Here is a 26,846-nt window from a genome sequence, read left to right as displayed (position 1 = left end):
GTCGGAGAAATCACATCGCACACCAAGACGGACCATCGTTACGATGGGCGCGCGCTGAGCCAGTCGTAGGCATTCCGCTGCCGTTCCACCGTAGGCGCGCGCAAGCCCGCCGGCACCGAGCTTGATACCGCCGTACCAGCGAGTTACGACCACCGCGACTCGGTCCATGCCTTGTCCCTCGATCGCCTGCAGGATGGGGCGTCCGGCGGTGCCGCCTGGTTCGCCGTCATCGTTGAAGCGATAGTCCTGTCCGATGCGGTATGCCCAGCAGTTGTGCGTGGCGGACACGTCGCTGACCTGCTGCACATACGACAACGCCTGCTGTGGTGTATCGGCCGGCGCCGCTTGCGCCAGAAAACGGCTTTTGCGGATGTCTTCGTTATAGCTGGCGGCAGCAGCCAGTGTGTGCAGCGTGTGAGTCATGTTGCATAGGTTAGGGGAAGCGTAGGTGCGGCGCTTGCGCTAGGCTGCGTGCTTTCCATGTGGATGGCTGCGCATGTTGATCCTGTGGTTGTTGGTACTTGTGCTGATCGGATTTATTTTAGGTCGTTTCCACTGGCGACGATGCCAATGGGCGCTTTACGGCCTGACGCTCGCGCTCGTCCTCGTTTCGGCGTGCGGTCCATTACCCAAGTGGCTGCTGATTCACCTGCAATCGCCTTATGCCGTGCGGCCGGACATCACTTGGACGCAACGCAATGCGATTGTTCTGCTTGGCGCGGGGACGGCTCGCGTTGCAGTGACCGATCACGTCGAACCCGATATTTTTGCCAACGGACGGATTATCGAGGCGTATGCGCTTTATCGTTCATGCAAACAGGCAGGCGGTAACTGCAAATTGGTGGTAAGCGGCGGGGATGCCTATCACAACGGCATGCCGGAAGCGGATGCTTACGCTGCGATCTTGCAATCGATGGGTGTGGATCAGCCCGATCTGATTCTCGAAGCGCGCAGCATGAACACATGGCAGAACGCGCAATTCGTGCAGCCGTTGCTCAATGCTTATCAACCGCAACGTGTCGTGCTCGTTACCTCGGCCGTGCACCTGGATCGAGCGTTGGCATTCTTCGCGCATTTTGGAATGACCCCGATTCCTGTGCGCGGTGACTACGCTGATGTGCGCCTCACGTGGCTACCGAACGCATGGAACATGATGCTCACGGACATTGCCCTGCACGAATACGTCGGCGTGCTGACATATCGCCTCTACAGCGTGATGGGATGGAACGCGCCACCACCGAGCCGATACGGCGCGGCCTGATCAAACAAAAACGGCCGGATGTGCAACGCACACCCGGCCGTTCGTTTACTAAAGCAAACCTCAGGCTTCTTTCTTCAGCGACGCCATATCGATCACAAAACGGTAGCGCACATCGCTCTTGAGCATGCGTGCGTACGCCTCGTTGATGTCCTGAATATTGATCATCTCGATATCGGAGACGATGCCGTGCTTGGCGCAGAAATCGAGCATTTCCTGCGTTTCGGCAATGCCGCCGATCAACGAGCCTGCCACGGAGCGACGACCGAAGATCAGACCGCCCGCATGCACCGGCGGTTCGATCGGTTCCACCAGTCCCACCAGTACATGCACGCCATCGAGCTTCAGTGTGGCCAGATAAGGATTGAGGTCATGCTGGTGCGGTACGGTATCGAGAATGAAGTCAAACGAATGGCCCACGGCTTCCATTTGCTTCGGATCGGTGGAAAGCACTACGTGATCGGCACCGAGACGACGCGCTTCTTCTTCCTTGTCGGGTGAGCGCGTGAACAGTGTGACATCAGCACCCATCGCCTTGGCAAATTTCAAACCCATATGTCCTAGGCCGCCGAGACCGACGATGGCGACCTTGTGGCCTTTGCCGATCTTCCAGTGACGTAGCGGCGACCATGTGGTGATACCCGCGCAAAGCAGCGGCGCGGCAGCTTTCGGATCCACACCATCCGGAATACGCAGCACGAATTTTTCCGTCGATACGATGCGCTCGGAATAACCACCGTACGTGGGTAGCCGGTCGTGACGATCGACGCTGTTGTAGGTGAAGGTTGGGAATTCCTTGCAGTACTGCTCCAGCCCCTGGTCGCAAGCGTCGCAATGCTGGCAGGAGTCGACCATGCAACCCACGCCGACCATATCGCCGACCTTGAACTTGGTGACTTTGTCGCCGACCGACGCCACGCGGCCGATGATCTCGTGCCCCGGCACGACCGGATACCTGCTGCCACCCCATTCGTTACGGGCTGTATGGATATCGGAATGGCAGACGCCGCAATACAGGATGTCGACCACGACGTCATCGGGGCGCGGGTCGCGCCGTTCGAAGCGATGGGATGCCAGCGGCGCGGTGGCCGATTGAGCGGCGTAACCACGAATGCTCTGAACCATGGATATCTCCTGAGGGGATGGGGAGCGAACAGAGGACAAGTATGCGTAGTGCATCTGTAACGGGGTAGTCGATTACTGCTCGATACTTGCCCGATCCTGCGCCACTTTGCCCAAGCACTCGCCATCGTCCGCAGGAACAGGCAATCTGTCCCTTCCCCGTGATGGCCTGTTTATCCCTATGAATAGCCAACTCAAGCCCATTGAAGCCTTTCCTCGTCTGGAGCCCGGCCGCGAGGAATTGACAGCCCTCGTTGAACGATACGCTCAGGCCGAAGGGGTCACTCGGACCGCGTGGCCTGGGCTTTCATTCTTCCGGGCCGACGCGCCAAGCGACCGCACCTGTGCGATGTATGAGCCGTGCCTGGGCGTCTTGCTACAAGGCAGCAAGCACATCTTGCTGGGCGATGAGCGGCTGGAACAGGAAAACGGGCACTACCTGATCAGCTCCATCGATGTACCGGTATCGGCGCAAGTGATGCGTGCGTCGTCCAGGGAGCCATGCCTGTGCCTCACGCTGCGACTCGACCCGGTTCGTATCAGCGAATGGCTATCGGACGTGAAACTTGCCAAGCACGCCGTCGCGACGGCGCGCGGACTGGCGTTGAGCCCGTTGAACAACGAGCTTCTCGATCCGTTGCTGCGTCTTGTGCGCTTACTCGATTCACCCGCGGATATGCCTTTGCTAGCACCGCTGATCGAACGCGAGATCATCTATCGGTTGTTGACGGGAGAGCAGGGCGCGCGCCTGGCGCAAATTGCCACCTCGGGCAGTCAGAGTCAGCAGATTGCACGCGCTATCCAGTGGCTCAAGGAGCACTACAACCGGCCGTTGCGCATTGGCGATCTGGCCAACAGGGTGAACATGAGCGCCTCGTCGCTGCATCACCACTTTCGTCAAATCACGGCAATGAGTCCGTTGCAATATCAAAAGCTGTTGCGCCTGCATGAAGCGCGTCGCTTGTTGTTGACGGAAGGTTGCGATGTGGCCACTGCTGCGCATCGCGTCGGCTACGAGAGCCCTTCCCAATTCAGTCGCGAATACAGCCGTCAGCACGGCGCGCCGCCGCTGCGCGATGTGAATCGGCTGCGGCAGGTTGCCGATGAGGTATGTGGGGTGGATGCGCGCTAAAGTTCGCGCATCACCATCAGTCGAACCTCCGTCATATCTTCAATGGCGTAGCGCACACCTTCGCGTCCGACGCCCGATAGCTTGATGCCGCCGTAGGGCATGTTGTCCACGCGAAAGCTTGGCACGTCGTTGACCACCACGCCGCCTTGCTCCAAATTGTTCCACGCACGCATGGCGTGATCGAGACTGTCGGTGAAGATGCCGGCCTGCAAACCGAAGTCGGAATCGTTGACCATGGCGATGGCGTCGTCGATGCGCTTGAACGGTGCAAGTAACGCGAACGGTCCAAAGGCTTCCATGCGATTGACCTTCGCATCGCGCTGGACGCCTTCCATCAGCGTGGCTTCGAGCATGTTGCCCTTGCGTTTACCGCCGCACAGGATCTTTCCGCCGGCCTTGTGCGCCTCTTTGATCCAGCCTTCGAGGCGTTCTGCTGCGGCTTCGTCGATCATCGGACCGAGGAATACGTCTTTCTTCTTCGGATCGCCGGCCTTGAGTTGTTTCACCGCGTCGACGAGACGTTTTTTCAACTCGTCGTAAATCGATGCATGCGCGTAGATGCGCTGCACGCTGATGCAGCTTTGTCCGGATTGATAGAAGGCGCCGAAAATCAGCCGCTCGATTACCTTATCCATGCGCGATTTCTGATCGGCATCAACGATGCACGCCGCGTTGCCGCCCAGTTCGAGCGTTACCTTTTTGTGTCCGGCCTTGGCTTTTAGATCCCAGCCGATCTGTCCGCCGGTAAACGAAAGCAGCTTCAGGCGTTCGTCTTCGACCAGCGGCGTGGCGTGCTTGCCGTCGAGTGTGAGCACCGAGAATGCGCCCTTGGGCAGATCGGTCTCGGCGAGAATTTCGCCGATGATCAACGCGCCGATTGGCGTCTTTTCCGAAGGCTTCAACACAAACGGACATCCGGCTGCGATCGCCGGCGCTACTTTGTGCGCAACAAGATTGAGCGGGAAATTGAAGGGCGTGATGAAAGACACCGGGCCGAGCGGTACGCGCTTGGTGTAGCCGTGATAGCCATCCAATCGCGAGGCAAGCTCCAGATTCAGCGTTTCGCCGTTAATGCGCACCGACTCCTCTGCCGCGATGCGAAAGGTTTCGATCAGCCGCGTCACCTCGCCGGCGGAATCCTTGATCGGTTTGCCTGCCTCGATGCACAGGGCCATGGCCAGTTCGTCACGACGCTCTTCGAAGCGTTTTGCACAATGTTGCAATACGGCTTGTCGCGCCCATGGCCGGAAATCTTTCATCGGGCCGGCAGCCTTCACGGCCGCCTTGATGGCTTTTTCGGTAGCGCTGTCGTCCGGTACGGCCACGCGCGTGGCGACTTTGCCGCTGTATTTATCCAACACGTCCATCATGGTCTTGGACGTCTGCGGTTGATTGGCAAGATAGTAAGGGTAGGTTTTCTCGAGCACGGTCACTCCCGGATATCAAACGGCAGCGCTCAGGCGGCGAATTTCTTCGTCGAGCACACGATGGTTGTCGGAATAGTCGATGGCGAGATCGATAAGGTGCACGCCGCCTTGGTCGTAGGCGCGTTTCAGCGTAGGAAGGAAGTCGTCGGCGCGTCCCGGGCGGTGGCCGTGCGCGCCGTGGGCTTCGGCAAACTTCACGAAGTCAGGATTGCCGAATTCCATGCCGAAATCGGCAAATCCCATGTCGGCCTGTTTCCAGCGGATCATGCCAAAGGCGTCGTCGTGCAAGAGCAGTATCACCAGGTCGAGCTTCAGACGCACGGCCGTTTCCAGCTCTTGCGCGTTCATCATGAAGCCGCCGTCGCCGCAGATCGCCAGCACCTTGCGTTCGGGATAAACCATTTTCGCGGCCATCGCCGACGGTAGACCCGCGCCCATCGTCGCCAAGGCGTTATCCAGCAAAACGGTGTTGGGTTGGCGCGCTTCGTAGTAGCGCGCATACCAGAGCTTGTACATGCCATTGTCGAGACAGAGCACGCCGTCATCGGGCATGTACTTGCGCGTGTCGTCGACGATACGCACGGGATGCATGGGGAATCGCGGATCGTCGGCGTGCTCGGCGAGCTGCTTGTGGAACGCGTCGCGCACTTTGTCGAAGAAATCGAAATCCCAATGCTCCTGCTTACTCAGCGCATCGGTCAGCCGCTCGATGGTGTGGGCAATGTCGCCGACGACCTCGATTTGCGGGAAATAAACCGTATCCACTTCGGCGGAGGAGAAGTTGATGTGGATCACCGTGCGCCGCCCACGCGTCATGAAGAACGGCGGCTTTTCCACCACATCGTGACCGGCATTGATGATGACGTCGGCGGCATCGATGGCGCGGTGAACGAAGTCGCCAGCCGATAGCGCAGCGTTTCCAAGCCACAGGTGATGATCTTCATCGACCACACCTTTGCCCATTTGCGTGGTGAAGAATGGGATACCGAGTTTGTCGATGAAGGTGCGCAAGGCGACTGCCGTGCGCTGGCGGTTGGCGCCGGCGCCAATCATCAGAATGGGATGCTTCGCGTTGCTGATCGCTTCGGCGGCCTGCACCAGCGCCGCATCGTCGGGCGATGGACGCCGCGCGTATTCGGTGGGAAGCAGAATGGCGTCCTCCACCTCGTCGCGGGCAATGTCTTCCGGTAACTCAAGGTGCACTGCGCCGGGACGCTCTTCTTCGGAGCGGCGAAACGCTTCGCGGATGCGCGCCGGAATCGTGGCCGCCGACACGATCTGCCGGGTGTATTTGGTCAGCGGTTGCATCATGTCGACCACGTCGACCAGCTGAAACATGCCTTGCTTGTGGGTGCGGATGGGCTTCTGGCCGGTAATCATCAGCATGGGCATCGCGCCAAGCTGGGCGTAAGCCGCGGCGGTGACCAGATTGGTAGCTCCCGGGCCCAGGGTCGAAAGTGCGACACCCGTTTCTCCGGTAAGGCGCCCCCACGTGGCGGCCATAAAGCCTGCGGCTTGTTCGTGGCGGGTAACGATCAATCGAATGGACGATTCCCGGAGTGCTTCGACGAGATCCAGGTTTTCTTCGCCCGGTACGCCGAATATGCAGCGCACGCCTTCGGCTTCCAGGGCTTTCACGAAAAGGGTCGCGGCCTTCATGCATCGCCTCCGTGGGAATAAAGCAGATGCTATATGTACACCAATGTTCGATTCGTTACTGGAAACGTTCAATTCGTGTGAGCAATCGAACTCAGTCGTCGCTCACCTGCAATGGCAATTCGCCATCGGCAAGACGGGCGCGCAACGGCGTGCCAGCCGTTACATTCTGCGCCGAACGAAGCACCTTGCCATCTGCTTCGAACAGAATCGCGTAGCCGCGCTCCAATGTGGCTAATGGGCTGACCGCATGCATGGCACGTGCAACGTGCTGCAAGCCCATGCGCTCGCGTTCCAGCTTATGCTCGATGAAGCGGCGCAGATGCATCGCCTGCTGATCGAGTTGGTGACGCCATAGCGTGAGATATTGTTTGGGGTGCTGCGCGAGCAAGCGCGCATGCGTGCGTTCCAGGCGCACGGTCCATTGTGTGACTTGCGACAAGCGTGCGCTCAGCAAGCGCCGGTGCAATTGCTGCAAGCGTTCGTGATCGCGCGCCAACCGTGCCTGCGGACGTTGCGATTGCAACCGCGCATGCAAATGATCGACGCGCTGAATACGTGCCTGGAGTTGCCGCTCTTGAATCGCGACGATGCGCTGGCGTAATTGATCCAGATGACGCTTTAACGCCAGGGCATCCGGTACCAGCAACTCTGCGGCCGCCGAGGGTGTGGGAGCACGAAGATCCGCCACGAAATCGGCAATGCTGAAGTCGATTTCGTGACCGACTGCGCTTACGACGGGTACGCTGCTGGCGTGGATCGCACGCGCGACCCGTTCGTCATTGAAGGCCCAAAGATCTTCCAGCGAACCGCCGCCGCGCGTCAGCAGCAAGACGTCGTAGCGACCACTGGCTGCTGCCTTGCGAAGCATCGTCACGATAGCGGGCGGTGCTTCGCGGCCTTGCACGGGAACGGGCAGCACGTCGACGTCGGCCAACGGCCAGCGTCGGGCGAATACACTCAACACGTCGCGTATCGCTGCGCCGGTTGCAGAGGTGATGACGCCGATGCGTCGCGCAAAATGGGGCAGGGGACGCTTGCGTTCTTGCGCGAACAAGCCTTCGGCGTCGAGTTGTGCTTTCAGCCGCTCGAACTCACGTTGCAACGCGCCTTCGCCGGCGGGTTCCATATGCTCGGCGACAAGCTGGAATTCGCCGCGTGGTTCATACAGGCCCACCCGCGCACGCACGAGCACCTGCATGCCGTCGGCGGGCTTGAAGCGCAGCCAGCCGCTTTTCGGTTTGAACATGGCGCAGCGAACCTGCGCCGCGCTGTCCTTCAGCGTGAAGTACAGATGGCCCGATGCGGGGCGTGCCACGTTCGACAACTCGCCCTCGATCCATACCAGCGGCAGCGCATCTTCCAGCAGATCGCGTACCAGCCGGTTGAGCGTGCTGGGCGTGAGGATGTGCCGGGGCGGTTGGCCGCCAGAAGCGTCGCTGAGGTCGTCGGGCGAGTGCATGGAGGCGGGAGACTAACACGAACGGCTTGGGGAACATCCTATTGGCGCGTTGTGCGCAGGTTGTTTCTCACTCAAGTCGTGTAAGTATTTGGCAAGCATTGTTTTCTTCAGTGCATGGCGACTCAATCGCCCTCGTCGATTCCGCGTATGCGACGGCGATGCCGCTGGCGTAAAAACCAGGCGCGAATGCCCGTATTGATGGCGAACCAGGCCGCAAGCACACCGATGGGCCACGCCACCACGGCGGGCCACGCGATGGCCACGACGGCGAGTGCGGTGAGTAGGAGCGCGGCGCTCACTAGACTTCCGCTTTCGGTGTCGCCCAGCACTCGGCGCTCCGTCAGTGCCGCCCCCATCGAATTGGCGATGCGCAAGGCCCCTGCTGCGGCACGGCCTGAACTGCCGCCGATATGCCGTGGGTGGGGTGGCCGTGCTTCGCTGGTCCGCACGCGATCGCCGCGCCGATACCGTCGCGGGGCCAGGACGATCTCGGTAGCGTTCTCCAGATCCTGCTCGTATTGCGCAGCGAGCTGCCCGGCAAAGCCTGCATCCTCGACGGCGACATCGATCTCGCGATTGTTCAACCAGCTTGCGACGTTGAGATTGGACGAACCCACGCGCGCCCACTGACCGTCCGCGACGGCGGTCTTGGCATGCAGCATCGAACCGTTCCACTCAAAGACACGTATCCCCGCTTGGAGCAGCGGGCGATAACCGGAGCGGGACAAGTTCGCCACCAGGGGAATGTCGCTGGTGCCCGGAACCAGCAGCCGCACATCGACACCATCGCGGGCCGCAGCCGACAGGGCTTGCACATAGGGGGCGATGCCGACGAAGTAGGCGTCAGTCAGCCACAGGCTACGCCGGGCTAGGGCGGCGATCATTTGATCGAGTCGATACATCCCGGCCGTAGCAGGCTGCGTGGCAATGACCCGCAACGCCACCGAACCGGCATGGCCGTCATCGGCGATCGCATCGAGTTCCAGCGGCGGCAAACCCGAGGCGGTCCAACTGTCGATGAAAGCCGCCTCCAATTCACGCACCGCGGGGCCGCGCACGCCCACGCCTGTATCGCGCCAGGGCGGCACGTGGCGTTCGGGATTCCCGAGCCATTTTGCACTGATGCAAACGCCGGAAAGAAAACCATGCGTGCCATCGATCACCAGTTGCTTGCGATGGTCGCGGCTCATCCAGCCCAGCGATCGCCCGAATTGCGGCGGGTTGAATACGCGCACATGCCCGCCTGCTTCGCGCAGCGGTTTCCAGAACGACGTACCCGATTGGCCCAGGCAACCCATCCAGTCGACGATGACCGCAACGAATACGCCGTTGCGTGCGCGGCCGACAAGTGCATCGCGAAACGCTTGTCCTACCGCATCGTCACGGATGATGTAGTTCTCCAGCAGCACCCGGTGCTTTGCACGGTGGATGGCGGCCAGCCAGGCGTCGTAGTGCGCCTGTGCATCGATCAGCAACTCAAGCGCATTGCCGCCGACCAGCGGCGCACCGGCAGCACGGCTTAGTGCTTGCTCGGCCAGCAATCGGCTCGGCGTGGGCGGTGAAGTCGAGACCATGGGGGGAGTATATCGACGGGGTTTTACACCCCACCTGACTCCCTTTCGGGAGGCGTGCTCATATTCATGCGCTTCTGGCATGATCAGGCCATGTTGCCAGAGCAGCGTTTTACGGACACTGACGCCTGTGCGCAGCTGATAGTTGAACGGCTGGGTGCTGACTTGCGCGTCGCGGCGCCTCTTGGTTTGGGTAAGCCACATGGCTTGCTCAACGCGCTTTACGCGTTGATGCAAGCGGACACCTGGCGATCCATGACGTTGTATACGGCGCTTTCACTCATGCGTCCGCAACCCAAGCCGGGCTTGGAAGCCCGTTTTCTCGAGCCGTTTCTCGATCGGCATTTCGGCAACGATTACGTCAATCCGCAGTACGCCGTCGATCAGATCAACGGCAAGCTGCCGCCCAACGTGGCCGTGCACGAGTTCTACATGCAATCGGGCGCCTACCTTCATAGCCCGAGTGCGCAACGCGATTACATCAGTCAGAACTACACGCACGTCGCGCGCGACTTGGTGGTGCAGGACATCAACCTGCTGGTGCAACTGGTCTCACGTCACGAAACGTCTGCTGGTGTGCGTTACAGCCTGTCGTGCAATCCCGATCTAACGCTGGATTTTCTGGACCGCGTGAAAGCTGCCGGTAAGCAGCGCCCCCTCTGCGTGGCGGTCGTGCATCCGGCGCTCCCCTATATGGGAGGACACGCGGAGGTACCGCAGGATTTCTTCGACATCGAGCTTGCCCCGGCCGTTTCGCCGCGATTGTTCGCCGTGCCGCGGTTGCCCGTGGATGTCAGCGAGTACGCCATCGGTTTGCATGCCAGCGCGCTGGTGAAAGACGGCGGCTGTTTGCAGATTGGTATCGGCGCCTTGTCCGATGCGCTGGTCAAAGGGTTGCTGCTGCGGCATCAAGACAACGTTGCATGGCGCAAGGTGCTGCTTTCATTGGACAAGGGCGGTCATACGCACTCGCTTGCCACGCGCATGGGCGGCTTGGCCAGTTTCAGAACGGGTTTGTACGGCGCGAGTGAAATGGTGCTGGATGGCTTCATGCATCTGGCTAAGGCTGGCGTCATAAAGCGGCGTAGCTGGGACAATCTTGCCCTGGAACGTGCGTCGGCATCAGGGCGTCTGGCAGAGGATGTACCCGGCGGTCATTACCTGCGCGGTGCGTTCTTTCTCGGTACGCGCGATCTTTATGACTGGATGGAAGTCACGGCAGGCAGCGATCCGGATGCCATCGATATGTGCCGTGTTTCCAACGTCAATCAACTTTACGGCGATCATCAAGCACTGGCGATGTTGCAACGTCGCGGTGCACGTTTCTTCAACACCTGCATGATGGCCACCTTGCTCGGCGGCGCGGTTTCCGATGCGCTCGAAGATGGTCACGTCGTCAGCGGTGTCGGCGGTCAGTACAATTTTGTGGCGATGGCGCATGAAATTCCGGATGGCCGTTCGATCTTGATGTTGCGTGCTACGCGCAAGGGCAAGAACGGTGTCGAAACGAATATCCGATGGAATTACGGGACGACGACGATCCCCCGTCATTTGCGCGACATCGTTATCAGCGAATACGGCGTGGCCGACTTGCGTGGCAAAACCGATAGCGAATGCATCGCAGCCATGCTGGCCATCAGCGATGCGCGGTTCATCGACGCGCTGACAGCCGAAGCCAAGTCGCACGGAAAAATCGCGGCGGATTTCAAGATTCCGGACGCCTGGCGTCAGCATCGCCCCGAGAACCTTAGGGAAGCTTTAGCGTCCGCGATTCGTAAAGGCTTACTGCCAGCCTATCCGTTCGGGACGGAATTCACCGCGGTGGAATTGCGTCTTCTGCCCGCGCTGGAGTGGCTGAAGTCCTCCAGTTCCAACTGGAAAGGCCGATGGCAGCTGTTGAAAGCCATGGTGATGCCGGGCGAGCCCAATGCGGAAGAACCTGCGGGTCTTGAGCGCATGGGCCTGAATGCGGCATCGACGTTGTCAGATCGATTGCAACGCCGGCTACTGCTGGCGGCCTTGCGAAGAAAGGCGTCATGACATCGACGTTCATCGTCATCTCAAGATGACAACCCCTGGCGTCGATAACTGTTGTAACAATTTTCTCCGGCAGCAGCGACGATGCCGTTGTCCCAGATTTCACAATGCAAGCGTAATGATTTGCGCATGTCAGCACAGCGGCAGGGCTGCTGCTGATGGCAGAATGCATGCCGAATAGACGCGCCTCGGGGGAGGGCAAGTCGTGAAGTTAAGCCCGCAGTTGCGCACCGCCGGCATTTACGTGCTGGTGTCGGCGGCATGGATATGGTTTTCGGGGAATTTGCTCGGGCACCTTGTGCATGATCCGCACCGCATCGTCATGTACCAGATCTTCAAAGGCTGGTTCTTTGTGCTGGGCACAGGTTTGTTGCTGTACTGGTTGATCGGCCGCACCGTTCATCGCCTGGCAGACGCCAATAAACGCTTGCTCGACAGTCATGAACAGGCGTTGCGTGTGCTGGTCGAAGCGATGGACGTGCGTCACAAGGAAACCAGCGATCATTCCGAGCGTGTCGTGCGCATGGCCCTGGGGTTGGCGAAGCTGGTGGGTGTGGAAGGCAATGACTTGCGCGACATCCGTTTTGGCGCGTTGCTGCATGACATCGGCAAGCTGGCGCTACCCGATTCCATCCTCATCAAACCTGCCAAATTGACCGAAGAAGAAACCGTTGTGATGCGTACGCATCCGGGCATTGGTCATGGCCTGTTGCAACGGATCGATTTTCTGCGCGGTGCGAGCGCGATCCCTTTCAGCCATCACGAACGCTGGGATGGCGAGGGGTATCCGCAGGGATTGAAGGGCGAGGATATCCCGTTGGCCGCGCGCATCTTCAGCGTTGTGGACGTATGGGACGCACTGAGTTTTCCGCGCGTCTATAAACCCGCTTGGCCCGAGGCGGACGTACTGAAGTATCTGCAGGAAGTGGCAGGAACTCAGTTGGACCCGAAGCTCGTGCAACTATTCATGGAAAACTATCCTGCGCTCAAGACGCTTGCGCTTCATTCGACCCATTGACGTCGCCGTCGGCCAATAAACGTTTTGCTGGCATGTCGGCGAGGCTGCGCCAGCGTTGCTGATCGAAGGGCGCCGATGTCAGCGTGCGAATGTTTTGCAGGAACACGCTGCGCGGAATCTCCTTCGCACCAAGTCCAAGCAGATGCGGATTGCTGACCTGCGCATCGATCCATGGACAGTCCCACTCGCGAAGCCATGCAGCAAGCGCACACAGCGCAAGTTTCGATCCACCGCTGCGCGCGCTGAACATGGATTCGCCGCAGAACAGCCGGCCGATGGACACGCCGTAGATGCCGCCGACGAGTTGCCCTCCATCCCATACTTCCACGCTGTGCGCACGATTCATTTCATGCAACGCCACGTAGGCATCGACCATGGCATGACTGATCCACGTGCCAGCTTGTCCATGCCTGGGCGCGGCGCACGCGAGCATGACATCGCGAAATGCACGATCGGCGGTGACATGCCATGACGTATCTGCTAGTGCACGACGCAGGCTGCGATTGGGCCGTAGCGCGTGGGTTTCAAAGACGCAACGCGGGTCGGGCGACCACCACAGAATCGGCTCGCCTTCGTTAAACCATGGAAAGATGCCGCGCGAGTAGGCGGCCGTCAGGCGGTGGGGCGACAGATCGCCACCGAACGCCAGGAGGCCGTTCGGATCGATGAGCGCCGTGCGCGGATCGGGGAAGTGCTCCGGCGCGTTTTCATCAAGCAAAGGAAGGCGAATCATCGTTCGGCGTAAGGCGAGTGATCGAGCAGTTCTTCGGCATAAGCATCCATGCCTTCGCGCTCGTGCTCAAGCGCGCGCCGCACCGCAGAACGAAAACCTTCATGCACCAAGTAATGGCGCGAGTGCGTACGCACAGGCAGAAAACCGCGCGCCAATTTGTGTTCGCCCTGTGCGCCGGGCTCGAAACGAGCGAGCCCTTGTGCGATCGCGTAATCAATACCCTGGTAATAGCAGAGTTCGAAATGCAGATCCGGCAGATCGACAGATGCACCCCAGTAACGGCCATACAGGGTGCTGGCGCTGCGCAGAAAAAGCGCCATCGCCACGATGTCATTGCCGTCTTTTGCCAGCGCCAATTGCACGGCGTCGCCTAAGTCGGTACGCAAGTACTGGAAAAACGCGTCGGTAAGCGCGGCGTGGTTGCCTTTTGCATCGAACGTCGATGCATAGAGCGAATGGATATATCTCCATGTGCGGGCATCGAGCGATGCTCCGCTATACATGCCGATGTGCAACCCATGCGACGCAACGCGATTGCGCTCGTGTCGTATGTTTTTCCGCTTCTTGTGATTGAGCGCGCCAAGGAATGCGTCGAAGTCTCTGTAGCCTTGGTTGTGCCAATGGAACTGCACGTCACTGCGTGCCATCCAGTCGCCTTCGAATGCTGGCAGGTCGGCGTCGTCCAGAAAGTTGGCATGAATGGAAGAAAGCTGCTGACGCTTGGCGTATTGCTGCATGGCTTGCACCAGCATCTTTCGACGCGCATCCGCATCCGCATCATTGGGTCCGACCAACAATCGTGGGCCAACTACAGGGGAATAGGGCGCTGCATTGAGCAGCTTGGGGTAATACTCGCCGCCTGCGCGTTCCCACGCGCTTGCCCAGCTCCAGTCGAAGACAAATTCGCCGTGCGAATTACCTTTCAGATACAGCGGCGCCGCGGCTATCAGCGTGTCGTTGCGATAAAGACCGAGATGATGCGCTTGCCAGCCCCATTCGGGACGAATGCAGCCTGTGCGTTCCAGACCGGCGAGAAAAGCATGCGAGACGAACGGATTGTCGTCGGGGCGCAGCGCATCCCAATCCGCGCTGGCGATGTCCTCGATGCTGTCGTGGAAGCGTGCTTCAATCACGATGTCATGATGCCATCAACCACGTTGCAGAACGATCAACAGATGTACGAACCCGTCATTCCGGTTTGCGCCGGAACGACGGGTAAAGTCGGTCAACCCGTTGGCTTGCCCTGATCGAGCCAGCGCTCGGCATCGAGCGCAGCCATGCAGCCAAAGCCTGCGGACGTCACCGCCTGGCGATACACGTGATCGGCCACATCGCCCGCGGCAAACACGCCGGGTACCGAGGTCATGGTCGCCAGGCCTTCCAGGCCGCTGCGGATCTTGATGTAGCCATCGTGCATATCCAGCTGGCCTTCGAAGATGCCGGTGTTCGGCGTATGCCCGATGGCGACGAAGAAACCTGTGGCTTCGATATCGCGGGTGGCGCCGCTGTTGACGTCTTTGACGCGCACGCCGGTCACACCCGAGCTGTCGCCCAGAATTTCATCGATGCTGTGATTCCACACCAGCTCGATCTTGCCGGCCTCGGCTTTCTCGAACAGTTTGTCCTGCATGATCTTCTCGGCGCGCAACTTGTCGCGACGGTGCACGAGGTAAACCTTGCGGCCGATGTTCGCCAGATACAGCGCTTCTTCCACCGCGGTGTTGCCGCCGCCGACCACCACGACGTCCTGGTCGCGGAAGAAGAAACCATCACAGGTTGCGCAGGCCGAGACGCCTTTGCCCTTGAAGTGCTCTTCGCTCGCGATGCCCAGATATTTCGCGGTGGCGCCGGTTGCGATAATCAGCGCGTCGCAGGTGTATTCGCCCGAATCGCCCTTCAGGCGGAACGGCCGCTGCTTGAGATCGGCCGAGTGAATATGGTCGAACACCATCTGGGTTTCAAAGCGCTCGGCGTGTTCGGCCATGCGCTGCATCAATTCCGGACCCTGCACGCCTTTGACATCACCGGGCCAGTTGTCGACGTCGGTCGTGGTCATTAATTGGCCACCCTGCTGCAAGCCGGTGACCATGGTCGGCTTGAGATTGGCGCGCGCGGCGTACACAGCTGCGGTGTATCCGGCGGGGCCCGAGCCGAGGATCAGCAGGCGGCTATGTTTAGGGGTGGTCATTGCTATAATCCTTAGGGTTTGCTGGCGACTTGTACGGTCATTCGCTGTTGTCCGGGTCCCGGTTGCATCCGGTGAGGGCTGGAGCAGCAACGAGCCGGGAACCCGCAAGGATGGGGAAGTCGCGGCGTCTATTCAAGGCGTCGGCGGACCAAAGATTCCGCCGCCCACGTGGCGCCGCGGTTTTTGCTTTAAGACCACAGGATTTCATTCGCCTTACGCACCGGTATCCCCTCAGAAACCAAGATCATGGAAGGGCGCGTTGCCCTCGTTCCCGCCGCCGCCGATCTGATGCGCCGTGGTCACGAGGTGTTCATTCAGGCAGGCGCTGGCGAGAAGAGCGGTTTTTCCAACGAGACTTATTCGAAGGTTAGCGTCAAACCGGTGCGGGATGCCGGCGTGCTGATGCCCCGCGCCAAGGTGCCGCACGCGGTCACCAAGAGACGGTCAAGACCATCTCCGCGACGGTCCTGCCGTATGAGCAGCGTCTGGCTGCCGGCAAGGAATGGCGCGAATTCGAACCGCTCAAGAAGGGCATGAACGTCGATGGTGGCAAATTGGTCCACCCGGCGTTGCAGGCTGTGGTTTAAAGTCACGCCATCCTAGGGATGCTCTGATCAAGTTTACGCGGGCGTCATGATGTGCAGAAAGCCGTCAGGGTGTGTTGCGCGGCGCCGGGAAGACTGGCCGTCTTGCCAAGCCGCGTGGCGCGGCATGGCGGCTTTCTGCACATCATCCCGTCGATTAACATCCACTAGTTGGGGCAGCTCCTGTCTGTTCGCAGGCCACAGGCGTGACGGCCAGTCTGCTTTCGCCGTCACGCCTGTGGCCTGCGAACAGACAGGAGCGGTGACGCCCGCGTAAACTTGATCAGAGCATCCCTACAGGAAACAGACCCCGGTGGCGCGTAGCGCGAACGTTAAAAAACAAAAGGAAAAGACGGGCCTGAGCGACGAGCTCAAGCGCCGTCTTCGTGAGGCCGGCGCGCTGCTGTTGATGCCGTTGGCCCTTTACCTGCTGGTCTGTCTGTTTAGCTATGACGCTGCAGATCCAGGCTGGTCGCATGCCAATTCCAGCGAGCACGTGCAAAACCTGGGCGGCACGGTCGGGGCGTATATCGCCGACCTGCTGCGCTACTTGTTCGGTGGCATCGCGTACTTCTTTCCGCTGCTGCTTTTGTTTCTCGGCGTGCAGGTGCTGCGCAATCACGGCATGCGCAGCGTGCAGCCATGGGAGCCATCGCTGCGCTTGATCGGTTCGGTGTTCTTCTTCATCACCGCACCGGGTTTGTGTTGGTTGAAATTCCCCGACAGCACCATGGGACCGGAAGGCGCGGGTGGTGTGATCGGCCGCGCAGTCGGTCATGGACTGTCGCGTGCATTTGGAAACAACGGCGCGCCGCTTCTGTTGCTCGCGGTATTTCTGATTGCGGTGACGCTGGCAACCGGTCTGTCATGGTTCAAGCTGATGGATGTGACCGGGCAGGGCGTAGTGAGAATGTTCGGTTGGCTGGGCGGCAAATTGCGTGAGGCACCGGAAGTGATCGCCGCGCATCAGGCGCGCGCCGAGCGCGAAGTGGTCAAGAAGAACGAAGCCATCAAGCAGGCCAAACGCGAGCCCGTGCGTATCGAGGCACCTGCCGCGCCGGTGGTGAAGAGCGAACGCGCGCGCGTAGAAACGCAGATTCCGCTGTTCGTCGGTGCGGCGCAGCCCGGCGAGTTGCCACCGCTGTCCTTGCTGGATGAGGCGCCGGAGCAGGGTCCCGGGTATTCGGAAGAAACGCTTGAGGTGTTGTCGCGTCAGGTCGAGCTGAAGCTGAAAGATTTCCGCATCGAAGCCAAAGTGGTCGGCGTTTATCCTGGCCCGGTGATTACGCGTTTCGAACTCGAACCGGCGGCGGGCGTGCGCGGCAGTCAGGTGTCGAGTCTGGATAAAGACATTGCACGCGGCCTCTCCGTAGTCAGTGTGCGCGTGGTGGATGTGATTCCGGGCAAGAACGTCATCGGCCTGGAAATTCCCAACGCGAAAAAGCAGATCGTGTTTCTCTCGGAAATCCTGCGTTCCGACAAATACGATCAGCAGAAATCGCCGTTGGCGCTGGCGTTGGGCAAAGACATCGGCGGCAAGCCGGTGGTGGTCGATCTGGCCAAGATGCCGCATTTGCTGGTGGCTGGTACCACCGGTTCGGGTAAATCCGTTGCGGTGAACGCGATGGTGTTGAGCCTTTTATACAAGGCCAGCGCGAAAGACGTGCGCATGATCATGATCGATCCGAAGATGCTGGAGCTTTCGGTTTACGAAGGCATTCCGCATCTGCTCGCGCCGGTCGTGACAGATATGAAGGAAGCCGCCAACGCGCTGCGCTGGTGCGTGGCCGAGATGGAACGCCGCTACAAGCTGATGGCTGCGGTGGGCGTGCGCAATCTCGCCGGCTTCAACAAGAAAGTGAAGGATGCGGAGAACGCAGGCCAGCCGTTGCTCGATCCGTTGTTCCGCCCGAATCCGGAAATGCCGAATCTCGCGGCAGAACCGCTGCAACCGCTGCCTTACATCGTCGTGATCATCGACGAGTTTGCCGACATGATGATGATCGTCGGCAAGAAGGTCGAAGAGCTTATCGCGCGGCTCGCGCAGAAGGCGCGTGCAGCGGGCGTGCATCTGGTGCTGGCGACGCAGCGTCCGTCGGTCGACGTGATCACAGGCTTGATCAAGGCGAACATCCCGACACGCATCGCGTTCCAGGTATCGAGCAAGATCGACTCGCGCACGATTCTCGATCAGTCCGGCGCCGAGACGCTGTTGGGTCACGGCGACATGCTTTATCTGCCGCCCGGCACGGCAACGCCGGAACGTGTGCACGGCGCCTTCGTGGACGATCACGAAGTGCACAACGTCGTGAACTGGTTGAGAGCCCAGGGTGCCCCGCAGTACATCGAAGGCGTGCTGGAAGAAGTACAGGCCACCAGCGACGGCAAGTTCATCAACGACGCTGGCCTGCCGCAGGAAGGCGAAGAGGGTGGTGGCGACGCGGACGCGCAACTTTACGACCGCGCGGTTCGCATCGTGACCGAAACGCGTCGTGCATCCATTTCCGGTGTGCAGCGTCACTTGCGTATCGGCTACAACCGTGCCGCGCGTCTGATCGAACAGATGGAAGCCGATGGTGTGGTCAGTGGGCCTCAACACAACGGCAATCGCGAGGTACTGGCGCCGCCGCCGCCGAAGAACTGACGTATTCCATTAAGCATTCCCGCCGCACACTTGGCTCATATCGCCAATCAGGAACAGGACCCATGAAACGCCTTCGCTTCGCCGCCGCTGTCGCCGTCGTTGCGCTCTCGCTCAGCACGCTCGTGCACGCTGCCACAGGTCCGGCGCGTACCCGGCTGGATGCCTTCGCGCACGGCTTGCACGCGTTGTCCGGCAACTTTACCCAGACACTGAGCAATCCGAGCGGTCAGTCGCAGCAGACCAGCGGCACGCTGGTGTTGCAGGCGCCGAGTCAATTCCGTTGGGATACGGTGTCGCCGTACAAGCAATCGATCATCGCCGACGGTAGCCGCGTGTGGTCGTACGATCCTGGCCTGGAGCAGGTCACTGTGCGTCGGCAGGATACGGAGGCATCGCACAATCCGCTGGCCGTGCTGACTGATCTTTCGCAGGTCGACAAAGACTTCAATATCGCCGAGCAGGGTGAGCACGACGGCTTGGTGTGGTTGCGTTTGACGTCTCGCGCTCAAGACCCACAGTTCGACTATGTCGATCTTGGCTTCGACGCCAACGGTCTTGCACGCATGCAGTTCCGCGATCAACTCGGTTCGACGACCGATATCCGCTTCTCGAACTGGCAGCGCAATCCGGACTTGCCGCCGCAGGATTTCAACTTCACGCCGCCCAAGGGTACGGATGTAGTGGGCGATTTACCTGTCATCACCACGCAGCCGATCAAGAATTGAAAAAGGCGCCCCGAAGGGCGCCTTTCTCTTTATCAAGTCAATGAACCGCCGTTGCAGCGGGCATTGGCGATGACGCCGGCGCGGGATCGGCGGGCAGCCCCAGCGCATGACGCAACTCTGTGCGAGCCGCCTGATAATCCGCCTGGTAGCTCGGATCACGCAGGATGTCATCGGCAATCACCGTGCCTGCGAGATGTCCTGCTTCGATGTCGCTAGGAAAATGCACGCCCATCACGATGCGATGCTCGGCGTAGACATCGGCGCGTGCAAAGATGTCGGCGCGTTTCTCAGGCACCATGTTTGCCAACAACACAGCCGTGGTGTAGCCAAAGGTGGAGTGTCCGCTGGGATAACTCCAGTCGTTGGCTTTTTCCTTCGACAGCGGATGCACCTGGCTCGATACCTCCGATGGTCGCGGATGCTGCCAGTAGTCTTTGGCTTCTTTTACCGCTTCCTTGTCCAGCGCGGCAGTACGCGTGAAAAATGCGGCTGTCTTTGGTAACGCGGAAGCCTGAAACGACATACCGAATACATCGGCAAAGCGGAATACGGATCGCTCCGCATCCGCCTTGGCTGCGGCCATGTCTGCAGCAGTGCGTGCCTTCTGCGTGCTCAGCACAACCTGAAGATCGTGCTTAGCCGCAATCGAACCTGCTGCCGGCGGAGGCGGCAGCAGGTTCGACAGTTCAACGGTGGCAGGACTCGTGCCACCGCCGTCAGCCAGTGCGGACTGGCTGAAAAGCAGCATGCTCAACAGCAATGCGTAACGTTGCATCAGAACAAATCCGCCGACACGGTGAAGTTGAAATTGCGCGCCGGAATCGTCCAGAACAACGGCGTGCTATCGGCGACGGTGGTGCCGGCCAGCGCGTCGATGTGGGTATTGTTGAACAGATTGTTGATCTGGAAGCCGACCTTGAAGTCCTTCACGTCGGTCATATGCGGATCGAACTTATAGCTGGCGGTGAAGTTGGTCACCGCGTAACCGCCGATCGGGGTGTCGTCGTTCGCATTGGCCGTGTAATAAGTCTTGCCGACGAACTTATCGATCAGCGATGCATACACCGAGCCGTTGGTATAGATCATGCCCAGCGCAGCCGTCTTGTGCGGCGTGTTCGGATTCCAGGTGTTGCTTGCGGTCTGGATCGCGCGGTTGAGCGAGCCATTGGCATAGACGCTGAAACCGCCGCCGACCATGTAGGTGCCTTCGAGCTCGATGCCTGTGTAGTGCACGCCACCGCCGTTGTAGAACACGGTGTTGGCGCCAACCTTCACGCTCTGGATGAAATTATTGAAGTCGATCTTGTAGACGTCGCCCGACAGCGTCAGGCGGTCGCTGGTCCAGGTGGTACCGAGCTGCCAGTTCGTGGTCTTTTCCGGCTGCAGCGAAGCATCGGAAATCGACGGATTGGCGACGTAGAACAGATTGAGGTTGGGTGCCAGGAAGCCCTTCGCCCACTGCGCATACGCCGTCCAGTCGGACGTGAAGCTGTAGTGGAACGCGGCCGAGGGCAGGGTGGCGTTCCATTCCTTCGAGTAATCCAGCGGCAAGCCGGTCTTCTGGTTGTACAGAGAATCGATGTCGCGCAGGAAGTCCTCATACTTCACGCCGCCCACCAGATAGGCTTGGTCGGTGATGTTCCACTGATATTCCACAAACGGCTGAATGGTGCGCAGCGAATCGGTCATGAAGCGGTCCACCGGGCTATCGCTACCCTTGGTCGGCTGACCCGTCGTGTTGAGAGCGGGCTGGTCCAGCGTATCGTCGAATTCGTACTGCCAACGCAAGTTATCCTGTTTGTCGTACCACACGCCGGTGCGGATCTCGCCGGGACCCAGTTCCTTGCTCACGCGCAAGACATCGCCCCAGGAGCGATACCAATTGCGCATGTGCTGGCCCGGTACGTTGTCGGGATAGAGACAGTCATTGCCCTTGCCGTTGCAGAAGGTGCCATTGGGCGTTTCACCGTTGACGTCCAGGCCGTTGAAGCCATAGTGGTTATAGGCGTAGGTGTAGGCCTTGTTATCGAGCGTCCAGCCATCGAATTCCGAGTGCAGGCCGACATAGCCCATGTAGGTGCTGATCTGATCCTGGTTATAGCGGTAATAGGATTGGCTATTCGGATTGTTGTTCAAAGCGTAGTTGGGGCCGAACTCCGCAATCTGCGCCTTGGTCGCACCAAGCGGAACGTACTGATTGATTTTGTTCCACATGCCGCCGAAGGTCAGCGTCGTGTTATCGCCCAGCGGCTGTACCACCTTGGCGAAGACGTTCTGGCGGCGCTGACCGGCCTCGGTGAGGTAGCCATCGGACGTGCCGTTCTGCACATTGATCACGGCGGCCGTGCCGCTGCTGTTGAGCTTGCCGGTGTTGATGACTGCGCCTTCGACCGCCGTCTCCCAACTGCCGAGGCTGACATACGGGTGAAGATTGAAATCATTCGTCGGATTGAGCGATTCCACCGATACGGTGCCACCGAAGGTGGCATCGCCCAGTGTGCCAGCTGTGCCCGGGCCGCGATCGACCGTGACGCTGCTCGTATCCTGATTGGTGAAGTACGAGGTTGAGTGATGCGTGAAGTCGTTCGAGTCGCCCCACGGAATGCCGTCGAACGTGACGTTGTACTGGCCGTCCTGGAAGCCACGGATGGAAGCGACTTGCGTTTCCATCAGGCCCGGGCCGTTCGGCGCGATCGTGTAGACGCTCGGCGAGATGGCCATGGCATCGGTGTAGTCGCCAGTGGGTGGAATGTTTTCCTGAATGTACGTGCTGCCGATAATCGACTGCGGCTGCGTGGCGATGGTGGAGCCCTGGGTGGGGGCAATTGCGCTCACGGCCGAATTAGCAGAGACCTGCAGACCTTCAAGGGTTTTTGCATTCTTCGACGACGCGCTGGTTGATGAATTATTGGTAGTGCCGGGGCCATTAGTCTGAGCATTTGTAGCATTGCCCGCGTCCTGCGCCGCAACCGGATTGGAAAGGGCTACTGCAAGGCATAGAGCGAGATAAGCCGGCGGGCAGCGGTACAGCGCATGTGTCGATCGCGTCATTGTTTTTTTCCGGTATTGGCGGGGTGGTAGAAGGCCGACACCGTAGAGACGCTGTGTGACACATATATAACAAATATATTAAATCGGCACTTTCTCTTATGCGAAAGAAAATGCGCTAAGGATAATCTAAGAATTGAACAATTATTGAAATAAGATAATCGCGCAATTAATGCATTGGCGGCGATTTATAAGATTAATATAAGAAATGAAGAATTAGCGCAATAGTGATTTTGATCGAGCGCGAAATTTCATCTGCGATTCCATTCGCAAGCCTATCGTCAGCATTGGCCCCGCAAACGCCCAAAAACGGCGTTCGCAACAGATGCCCTATCATCGAGCGATGGAACGACGCAGCCCCCACCACATGCCAGAACTTTTTGCGACGGATTCGGACGAGCTCAAACCACTGGCCGAGCGCATGCGGCCACGCGATCTGGATGAAATCGTCGGCCAGCAACGCTTGCTCGCGCCCGGCAAGGCACTGCGGCGTGCACTGGAAGCGGGTCGTGTGCATTCCATGGTGTTGTGGGGGCCGCCTGGTTGCGGCAAGACAACATTGGCGCTGCTCGTCGCACGTTATGCCGATGCCGATTTTCGTGCGATCTCAGCGGTGCTCTCCGGTTTGCCTGAAGTACGCAAGGCACTGGCCGAAGCCGAGGTGAACTTTGCGCAGGGCCGGCGCACGGTATTGTTCGTCGATGAGGTGCATCGCTTCAACAAGGCGCAGCAGGATGCCTTTCTGCCGCATATCGAACGCGGCGTCATCATCTTCATCGGTGCTACGACGGAAAACCCATCGTTCGAGCTGAACTCCGCGTTGCTCTCGCGCTGCCGCGTGCACGTGCTCGATGCGGTGTCTGTGGACGACATCGTCGCAGCGCTTCAACGTGCGCTGGTCGATGAAGAACGCGGGCTGGGCGCACTCAAGCTCGATGTTTCGCAAGCAACGTTGCAGCTGATCGCCCGGGCGGCCGATGGCGATGTACGCCGCGGGCTAACGTTGCTGGAAATCGCGGCAGAACTCGCCGACGGGCAGGTTATCGACGACGCGACGCTGGAACAGGTGCTTGCCGATCGTACGCGCCGCTTCGACAAAGGCGGCGAGCAGTTCTACGACCAGATCTCCGCGCTGCATAAATCGGTTCGTTCGTCCGATCCCGATGCAGCAGTGTACTGGCTTGTGCGCATGCTCGACGGCGGTTGCGATCCGCTTTATCTCGCGCGACGCATGACACGCATGGCCGTGGAGGATGTCGGTCTGGCCGAACCGCGTGCGTGGCGCATGGCGTTAGATGCGTGGGATACCTACGAGCGTCTTGGTAGTCCCGAAGGCGAACTGGGGCTCGCACAGCTTGCCATTTGGCTCGCCATAGCGCCGAAGAGCAACGCCGCCTACGCCGCCTACAATCAGGCTCGCGCCGTCGTGAATGAGACAGGCACGCTGGAAGTGCCGATGCATTTGCGCAACGCGCCGACCAAATTGATGAAGGGCCTCGGTTACGGCAAAGGCTATCAATACGATCACGATGTCGAAGGCGGCGTAGCTCTTGGTCAGCAATGCTTGCCTGAAGCGTTGGAAGGAACCGAGTTCTATCACCCCGTCGACCGCGGGCTGGAACTGAAGCTGCGCGAGAAACTTCAATCGCTGCGCGAAGCCCGCAAACAGGCCCGGAAGACATAGAGCGCATCATGCGGCACGATCCCTTGCAGCCACCTGCAGGGGCGCCTAGATTGCATCCCACATCCAACCGGGGAGGGGCTGTCCATGCGCGTACTCGTTGCGGGGATATTCGGCGGTATCGTCCTGTTCTTCTGGGGGTTCGTCGCCCATATGCTGCTTGGGCTCGGTAATCCGGGCATCCATCAACCGGTACATGAAGACGTAGTCCTCAGTTCGTTGCACGAGGGATTGGGCGCGCAGCCAGGCGTCTACATCTTGCCGTCCCTCGATCCGAATCAGATGGGTGATCCGGCGGCCAGGGCGGCATACGGCAAAAAAGCGGCGGCATCGCCCTATGCTTGGGTGGTTTACGAGCCACAGGGTATCGATATGACACAAATGACCCCGCAGCTCGTGCGCGAATGGGCCTCCGATACGCTGTCAGCACTCATGTTGGCCTGCCTGATGGGCATGGCCGTATTCGGCTTCACCAAGCGCCTGGGCATCGCGGTAGTCGCCACGCTTTTCGCGTGGCTAAGCGTAATGATTCCCTATTGGAACTGGTACCGCTTTCCGACGGCGCTGGCCACGGCAGCACTCGTCGAACAAGTGATCGGGTGGCTGCTGGCGGGTGCCGTGATGGCCTGGTGGCTTGGGCGCGGCGAGACCAAGACGGCCTGATCGAGGTAACAGGCCCGGGCAGGGCGCTGCCGCGTTGCGGTGGCGCTGGCCCGGCAGCCATAATCCTCGATCCTTGTCATCCATCCGGATCCGAACATGCTGGACCCCGCATTGCTGCGTTCGCGCTTGGCCGAAACTGCCGCGCGCCTTAAGGAAACCCGAGGCTTCGCGCTCGATGTCGCTACCGTGGAGGCATTGGAAAGCCAACGCAAGCAGCTGTCCACCGAAACGCAGGAACTGCAGAACCTGCGCAATACGCGCTCCAAGGCGATCGGTCAGGCCAAGGCCAAGGGCGAGGATGTCGCGCCGTTGATGGCGGAAGTGGCCGGCATTGGCGACAAGCTCAAAGCAAACGAACAGGCGTTGGCCGACGTGCAGGCCAAGTTGTCTGATATCGCACTGCGTATTCCCAATATCCCACACGAGTCGGTGCCGGTTGGCAAAGACGAAAACGACAACCGCGAAATCAGCCGCTGGGGCGCAACGCGCAACTTCGATTTTCCGGTCAAGGATCACGTCGAGCTGGGTGAACGTCATGGCTGGCTCGATGGCGATGCAGGCGCAAAGCTCTCCGGCGCACGCTTCACGGTGATGCGCGGTCAGCTCGCGCAACTGCATCGTGCGCTCGGTCAGTTCATGATCGATCTGCACGCACGCGAACACGGCTATCTCGAATGCAATGTACCTGTGCTCGTCAACGCCGATACCATGTATGGCACATCACAACTACCGAAATTCGAAGAAGACCTTTTCGCCACGCAAGTTGGCGACTCCCGTCGTTATCTGATTCCGACGGCAGAGGTCTCGCTCACCAATCTCGTTCGCGACACCATCCAGGATGCGGACGCACTGCCGCTGCGCCTCACTGCGCATTCGTTGTGTTTCCGCGCCGAAGCCGGCAGCTACGGGCGTGACGTACGCGGCATGATTCGTCAACACCAGTTCGAAAAAGTCGAAATGGTACAGATTGCGCGTGCGAGCGAATCGTACGCGCAGCTGGAAGAAATGGTCGGTCACGCAGAAAAGGTGCTGCAGAAACTCGAGCTGCCTTATCGCAAGCTGTTGCTCTGCACGGGCGATATGGGTTTCCAATCCACCAAGACTTATGACCTGGAAGTGTGGCTGCCAAGTCAAAACATGTACCGCGAAATTTCCAGCTGCTCCAATTGCGAAGACTTCCAGTCGCGCCGCCTGCAGGCACGCGTGCGCAATGCAGAGACCAACAAGCCGGAACTTGTGCACACGCTCAACGGCTCGGGTCTTGCCGTGGGACGCACGCTTATTGCAGTGATGGAGAACTATCAGAACGCCGATGGTTCGATCACGATTCCCGCAGCGCTGCGCCCTTACATGGGAGGCGCGGAGAAAATCGCATGAATACCGAAGTACGCAGCTCATGGGACAAGGTGGAGTTCTACACCAGCTACTTCCTCATGTTCGTGCTTGCTTCGGTCATCGGCACGCGACTCAGTTTCGCTTCGGTGTGGCAGCTGCCTCCGATCGATCTGGTGTTCAACATCGTTGCCCTGATACTGGTGATCGTCAGCTTCTGGATCGCCCGACATCGTCGTAGCTGGCGCCTTTGGATCATCGCTTTCGCAACCGCGACGCAGCTGATACCCATGGTGATTCGCTACCCCGCCACGCTGTTTCCGCTGCTCGGTGGCCTGATCCCGGTGATCATCATGGTTTGGGCGCTGATCGCACTGTCTCGCAAGGGCTCAAATGGACCGCGAGTTCGCGGTTCCTGATACCATGTCGCCCTCGCTGGCGGCGCTAACACGCGCGTGCCAGCAATCCAAATTCCGGAGAGATGGCCGAGTGGTTTAAGGCAGCAGTCTTGAAAACTGCCGTAGGTGTAAGCCTACCGTGGGTTCGAATCCCACTCTCTCCGCCA

At 59.6% G+C, this 26,846-nt stretch carries 22 protein-coding genes and 1 tRNA gene; 12 read left to right on the top strand and 11 right to left on the bottom strand.

From position 1 onward, the window contains the following. A partial coding sequence (locus VK725_RS16090) for a YigZ family protein (protein WP_325319069.1) occupies positions 1-423 on the bottom strand: 423 nt, incomplete at its 3' end. Between the two features lie 73 nt (positions 424-496). On the opposite strand from VK725_RS16090, the gene VK725_RS16085 reads away from it, so the two are divergent. Beyond that, a complete protein-coding gene (locus tag VK725_RS16085) occupies positions 497-1,261 on the top strand; it encodes a YdcF family protein (protein ID WP_325319068.1) in 765 nt (254 codons plus the stop codon). Between the two features lie 60 nt (positions 1,262-1,321). Here the strand turns inward: VK725_RS16085 and VK725_RS16080 are convergent, their stop codons facing one another. Continuing rightward, on the bottom strand, positions 1,322-2,383 hold the full coding sequence (locus VK725_RS16080; protein WP_325319067.1) for an NAD(P)-dependent alcohol dehydrogenase: 1,062 nt from the start codon (positions 2,381-2,383) through the stop codon (positions 1,322-1,324). Positions 2,384-2,561: 178 nt separating this feature from the next. Between VK725_RS16080 and VK725_RS16075 the strand changes: the two genes are divergently transcribed. Continuing rightward, positions 2,562-3,512, top strand: coding sequence for an AraC family transcriptional regulator (locus tag VK725_RS16075; protein WP_325319066.1), 951 nt, complete (start codon positions 2,562-2,564; stop codon positions 3,510-3,512). Here VK725_RS16075 and VK725_RS16070 read toward each other — a convergent pair. From VK725_RS16070 to VK725_RS16055, 4 genes are all read right to left on the bottom strand, one after another. Beyond that, a complete protein-coding gene (locus VK725_RS16070) occupies positions 3,509-4,939 on the bottom strand; it encodes an aldehyde dehydrogenase family protein (protein WP_325319065.1) in 1,431 nt (476 codons plus the stop codon). The genes VK725_RS16075 and VK725_RS16070 overlap by 4 nt on opposite strands. Before the next feature lie 15 nt (positions 4,940-4,954). Continuing rightward, the gene (locus VK725_RS16065) at positions 4,955-6,598 is read right to left on the bottom strand and encodes an acetolactate synthase large subunit (RefSeq protein WP_325319064.1); all 1,644 of its coding nucleotides are present in this window, start codon (positions 6,596-6,598) and stop codon (positions 4,955-4,957) included. Between the two features lie 91 nt (positions 6,599-6,689). Then, positions 6,690-8,057: an exodeoxyribonuclease VII large subunit gene (xseA, locus tag VK725_RS16060; RefSeq protein WP_325319063.1), complete on the bottom strand. Its 1,368-nt coding sequence runs from the start codon at positions 8,055-8,057 to the stop codon at positions 6,690-6,692. A gap of 122 nt (positions 8,058-8,179) precedes the next feature. Next, positions 8,180-9,631 (bottom strand): phospholipase D-like domain-containing protein, encoded by a 1,452-nt coding sequence (locus VK725_RS16055; protein WP_325319062.1) that lies wholly within the window; start codon positions 9,629-9,631, stop codon positions 8,180-8,182. 66 nt (positions 9,632-9,697) lie between these two features. On the opposite strand from VK725_RS16055, the gene VK725_RS16050 reads away from it, so the two are divergent. Both VK725_RS16050 and VK725_RS16045 read left to right on the top strand, forming a co-directional pair. Continuing rightward, positions 9,698-11,668 (top strand): acetyl-CoA hydrolase/transferase C-terminal domain-containing protein, encoded by a 1,971-nt coding sequence (locus VK725_RS16050; RefSeq protein WP_414648522.1) that lies wholly within the window; start codon positions 9,698-9,700, stop codon positions 11,666-11,668. A 202-nt stretch (positions 11,669-11,870) separates the two neighbouring features. Beyond that, a complete protein-coding gene (locus VK725_RS16045; protein ID WP_325319061.1) occupies positions 11,871-12,683 on the top strand; it encodes an HD-GYP domain-containing protein in 813 nt (270 codons plus the stop codon). Here VK725_RS16045 and aat read toward each other — a convergent pair. The 3 genes from aat to trxB form a co-directional block, all read right to left on the bottom strand. Beyond that, the gene (gene aat, locus VK725_RS16040; RefSeq protein ID WP_325319060.1) at positions 12,652-13,416 is read right to left on the bottom strand and encodes a leucyl/phenylalanyl-tRNA--protein transferase; all 765 of its coding nucleotides are present in this window, start codon (positions 13,414-13,416) and stop codon (positions 12,652-12,654) included. The two genes, VK725_RS16045 and aat, sit on opposite strands and share 32 nt — an antisense overlap. Further along, complete coding sequence (locus VK725_RS16035; protein ID WP_325319059.1) at positions 13,413-14,549, bottom strand: GNAT family N-acetyltransferase; 1,137 nt, start codon at positions 14,547-14,549, stop codon at positions 13,413-13,415. Before VK725_RS16035 ends, aat begins: the two co-directional genes overlap by 4 nt. Before the next feature lie 92 nt (positions 14,550-14,641). Beyond that, positions 14,642-15,604, bottom strand: coding sequence for a thioredoxin-disulfide reductase (trxB, locus tag VK725_RS16030; protein ID WP_325319058.1), 963 nt, complete (start codon positions 15,602-15,604; stop codon positions 14,642-14,644). Positions 15,605-15,805: 201 nt separating this feature from the next. Here trxB and VK725_RS16025 point away from each other — a divergent pair, with 201 nt between their 5' ends. The 3 genes from VK725_RS16025 (at position 15,806) to lolA (ending at position 19,557) form a co-directional block, all read left to right on the top strand. Then, positions 15,806-16,141, top strand: coding sequence for a hypothetical protein (locus VK725_RS16025; protein ID WP_325319070.1), 336 nt, complete (start codon positions 15,806-15,808; stop codon positions 16,139-16,141). Positions 16,142-16,501: 360 nt separating this feature from the next. Next, positions 16,502-18,832 (top strand): DNA translocase FtsK, encoded by a 2,331-nt coding sequence (locus tag VK725_RS16020; protein ID WP_325319057.1) that lies wholly within the window; start codon positions 16,502-16,504, stop codon positions 18,830-18,832. 62 nt (positions 18,833-18,894) lie between these two features. Further along, positions 18,895-19,557: an outer membrane lipoprotein chaperone LolA gene (lolA, locus tag VK725_RS16015; RefSeq protein ID WP_325319056.1), complete on the top strand. Its 663-nt coding sequence runs from the start codon at positions 18,895-18,897 to the stop codon at positions 19,555-19,557. Positions 19,558-19,594: 37 nt separating this feature from the next. Here lolA and VK725_RS16010 read toward each other — a convergent pair whose 3' ends face one another. Then, positions 19,595-20,332, bottom strand: coding sequence for a phosphatase PAP2 family protein (locus tag VK725_RS16010; protein ID WP_325319055.1), 738 nt, complete (start codon positions 20,330-20,332; stop codon positions 19,595-19,597). Beyond that, a complete protein-coding gene (locus VK725_RS16005; protein ID WP_325319054.1) occupies positions 20,332-22,608 on the bottom strand; it encodes a TonB-dependent receptor in 2,277 nt (758 codons plus the stop codon). The genes VK725_RS16010 and VK725_RS16005 overlap by 1 nt, the downstream gene beginning before the upstream one ends. Positions 22,609-22,972: 364 nt before the next feature. On the opposite strand from VK725_RS16005, the gene VK725_RS16000 reads away from it, so the two are divergent. From VK725_RS16000 to VK725_RS15980, 5 genes are all read left to right on the top strand, one after another. Continuing rightward, the gene (locus VK725_RS16000; protein WP_325319053.1) at positions 22,973-24,289 is read left to right on the top strand and encodes a replication-associated recombination protein A; all 1,317 of its coding nucleotides are present in this window, start codon (positions 22,973-22,975) and stop codon (positions 24,287-24,289) included. A gap of 84 nt (positions 24,290-24,373) precedes the next feature. Further along, positions 24,374-24,949, top strand: a complete 576-nt coding sequence (locus tag VK725_RS15995) for a hypothetical protein (RefSeq protein WP_325319052.1) — start codon at positions 24,374-24,376, stop codon at positions 24,947-24,949. A 96-nt stretch (positions 24,950-25,045) separates the two neighbouring features. Continuing rightward, entirely contained in the window at positions 25,046-26,326 is a 1,281-nt protein-coding gene (serS, locus tag VK725_RS15990) for a serine--tRNA ligase (RefSeq protein WP_325319051.1), read from the top strand. Continuing rightward, on the top strand, positions 26,323-26,700 hold the full coding sequence (locus VK725_RS15985; RefSeq protein ID WP_325319050.1) for an LrgA: 378 nt from the start codon (positions 26,323-26,325) through the stop codon (positions 26,698-26,700). The genes serS and VK725_RS15985 overlap by 4 nt, the downstream gene beginning before the upstream one ends. Positions 26,701-26,756: 56 nt before the next feature. Then, a tRNA-Ser gene (locus tag VK725_RS15980) sits at positions 26,757-26,846 on the top strand.

Source organism: Dyella sp. (genome assembly GCF_035486915.1).
Lineage (GTDB): Bacteria > Pseudomonadota > Gammaproteobacteria > Xanthomonadales > Rhodanobacteraceae > Dyella_B.
This window is presented reverse-complemented; position numbering and strand designations above follow the sequence as displayed.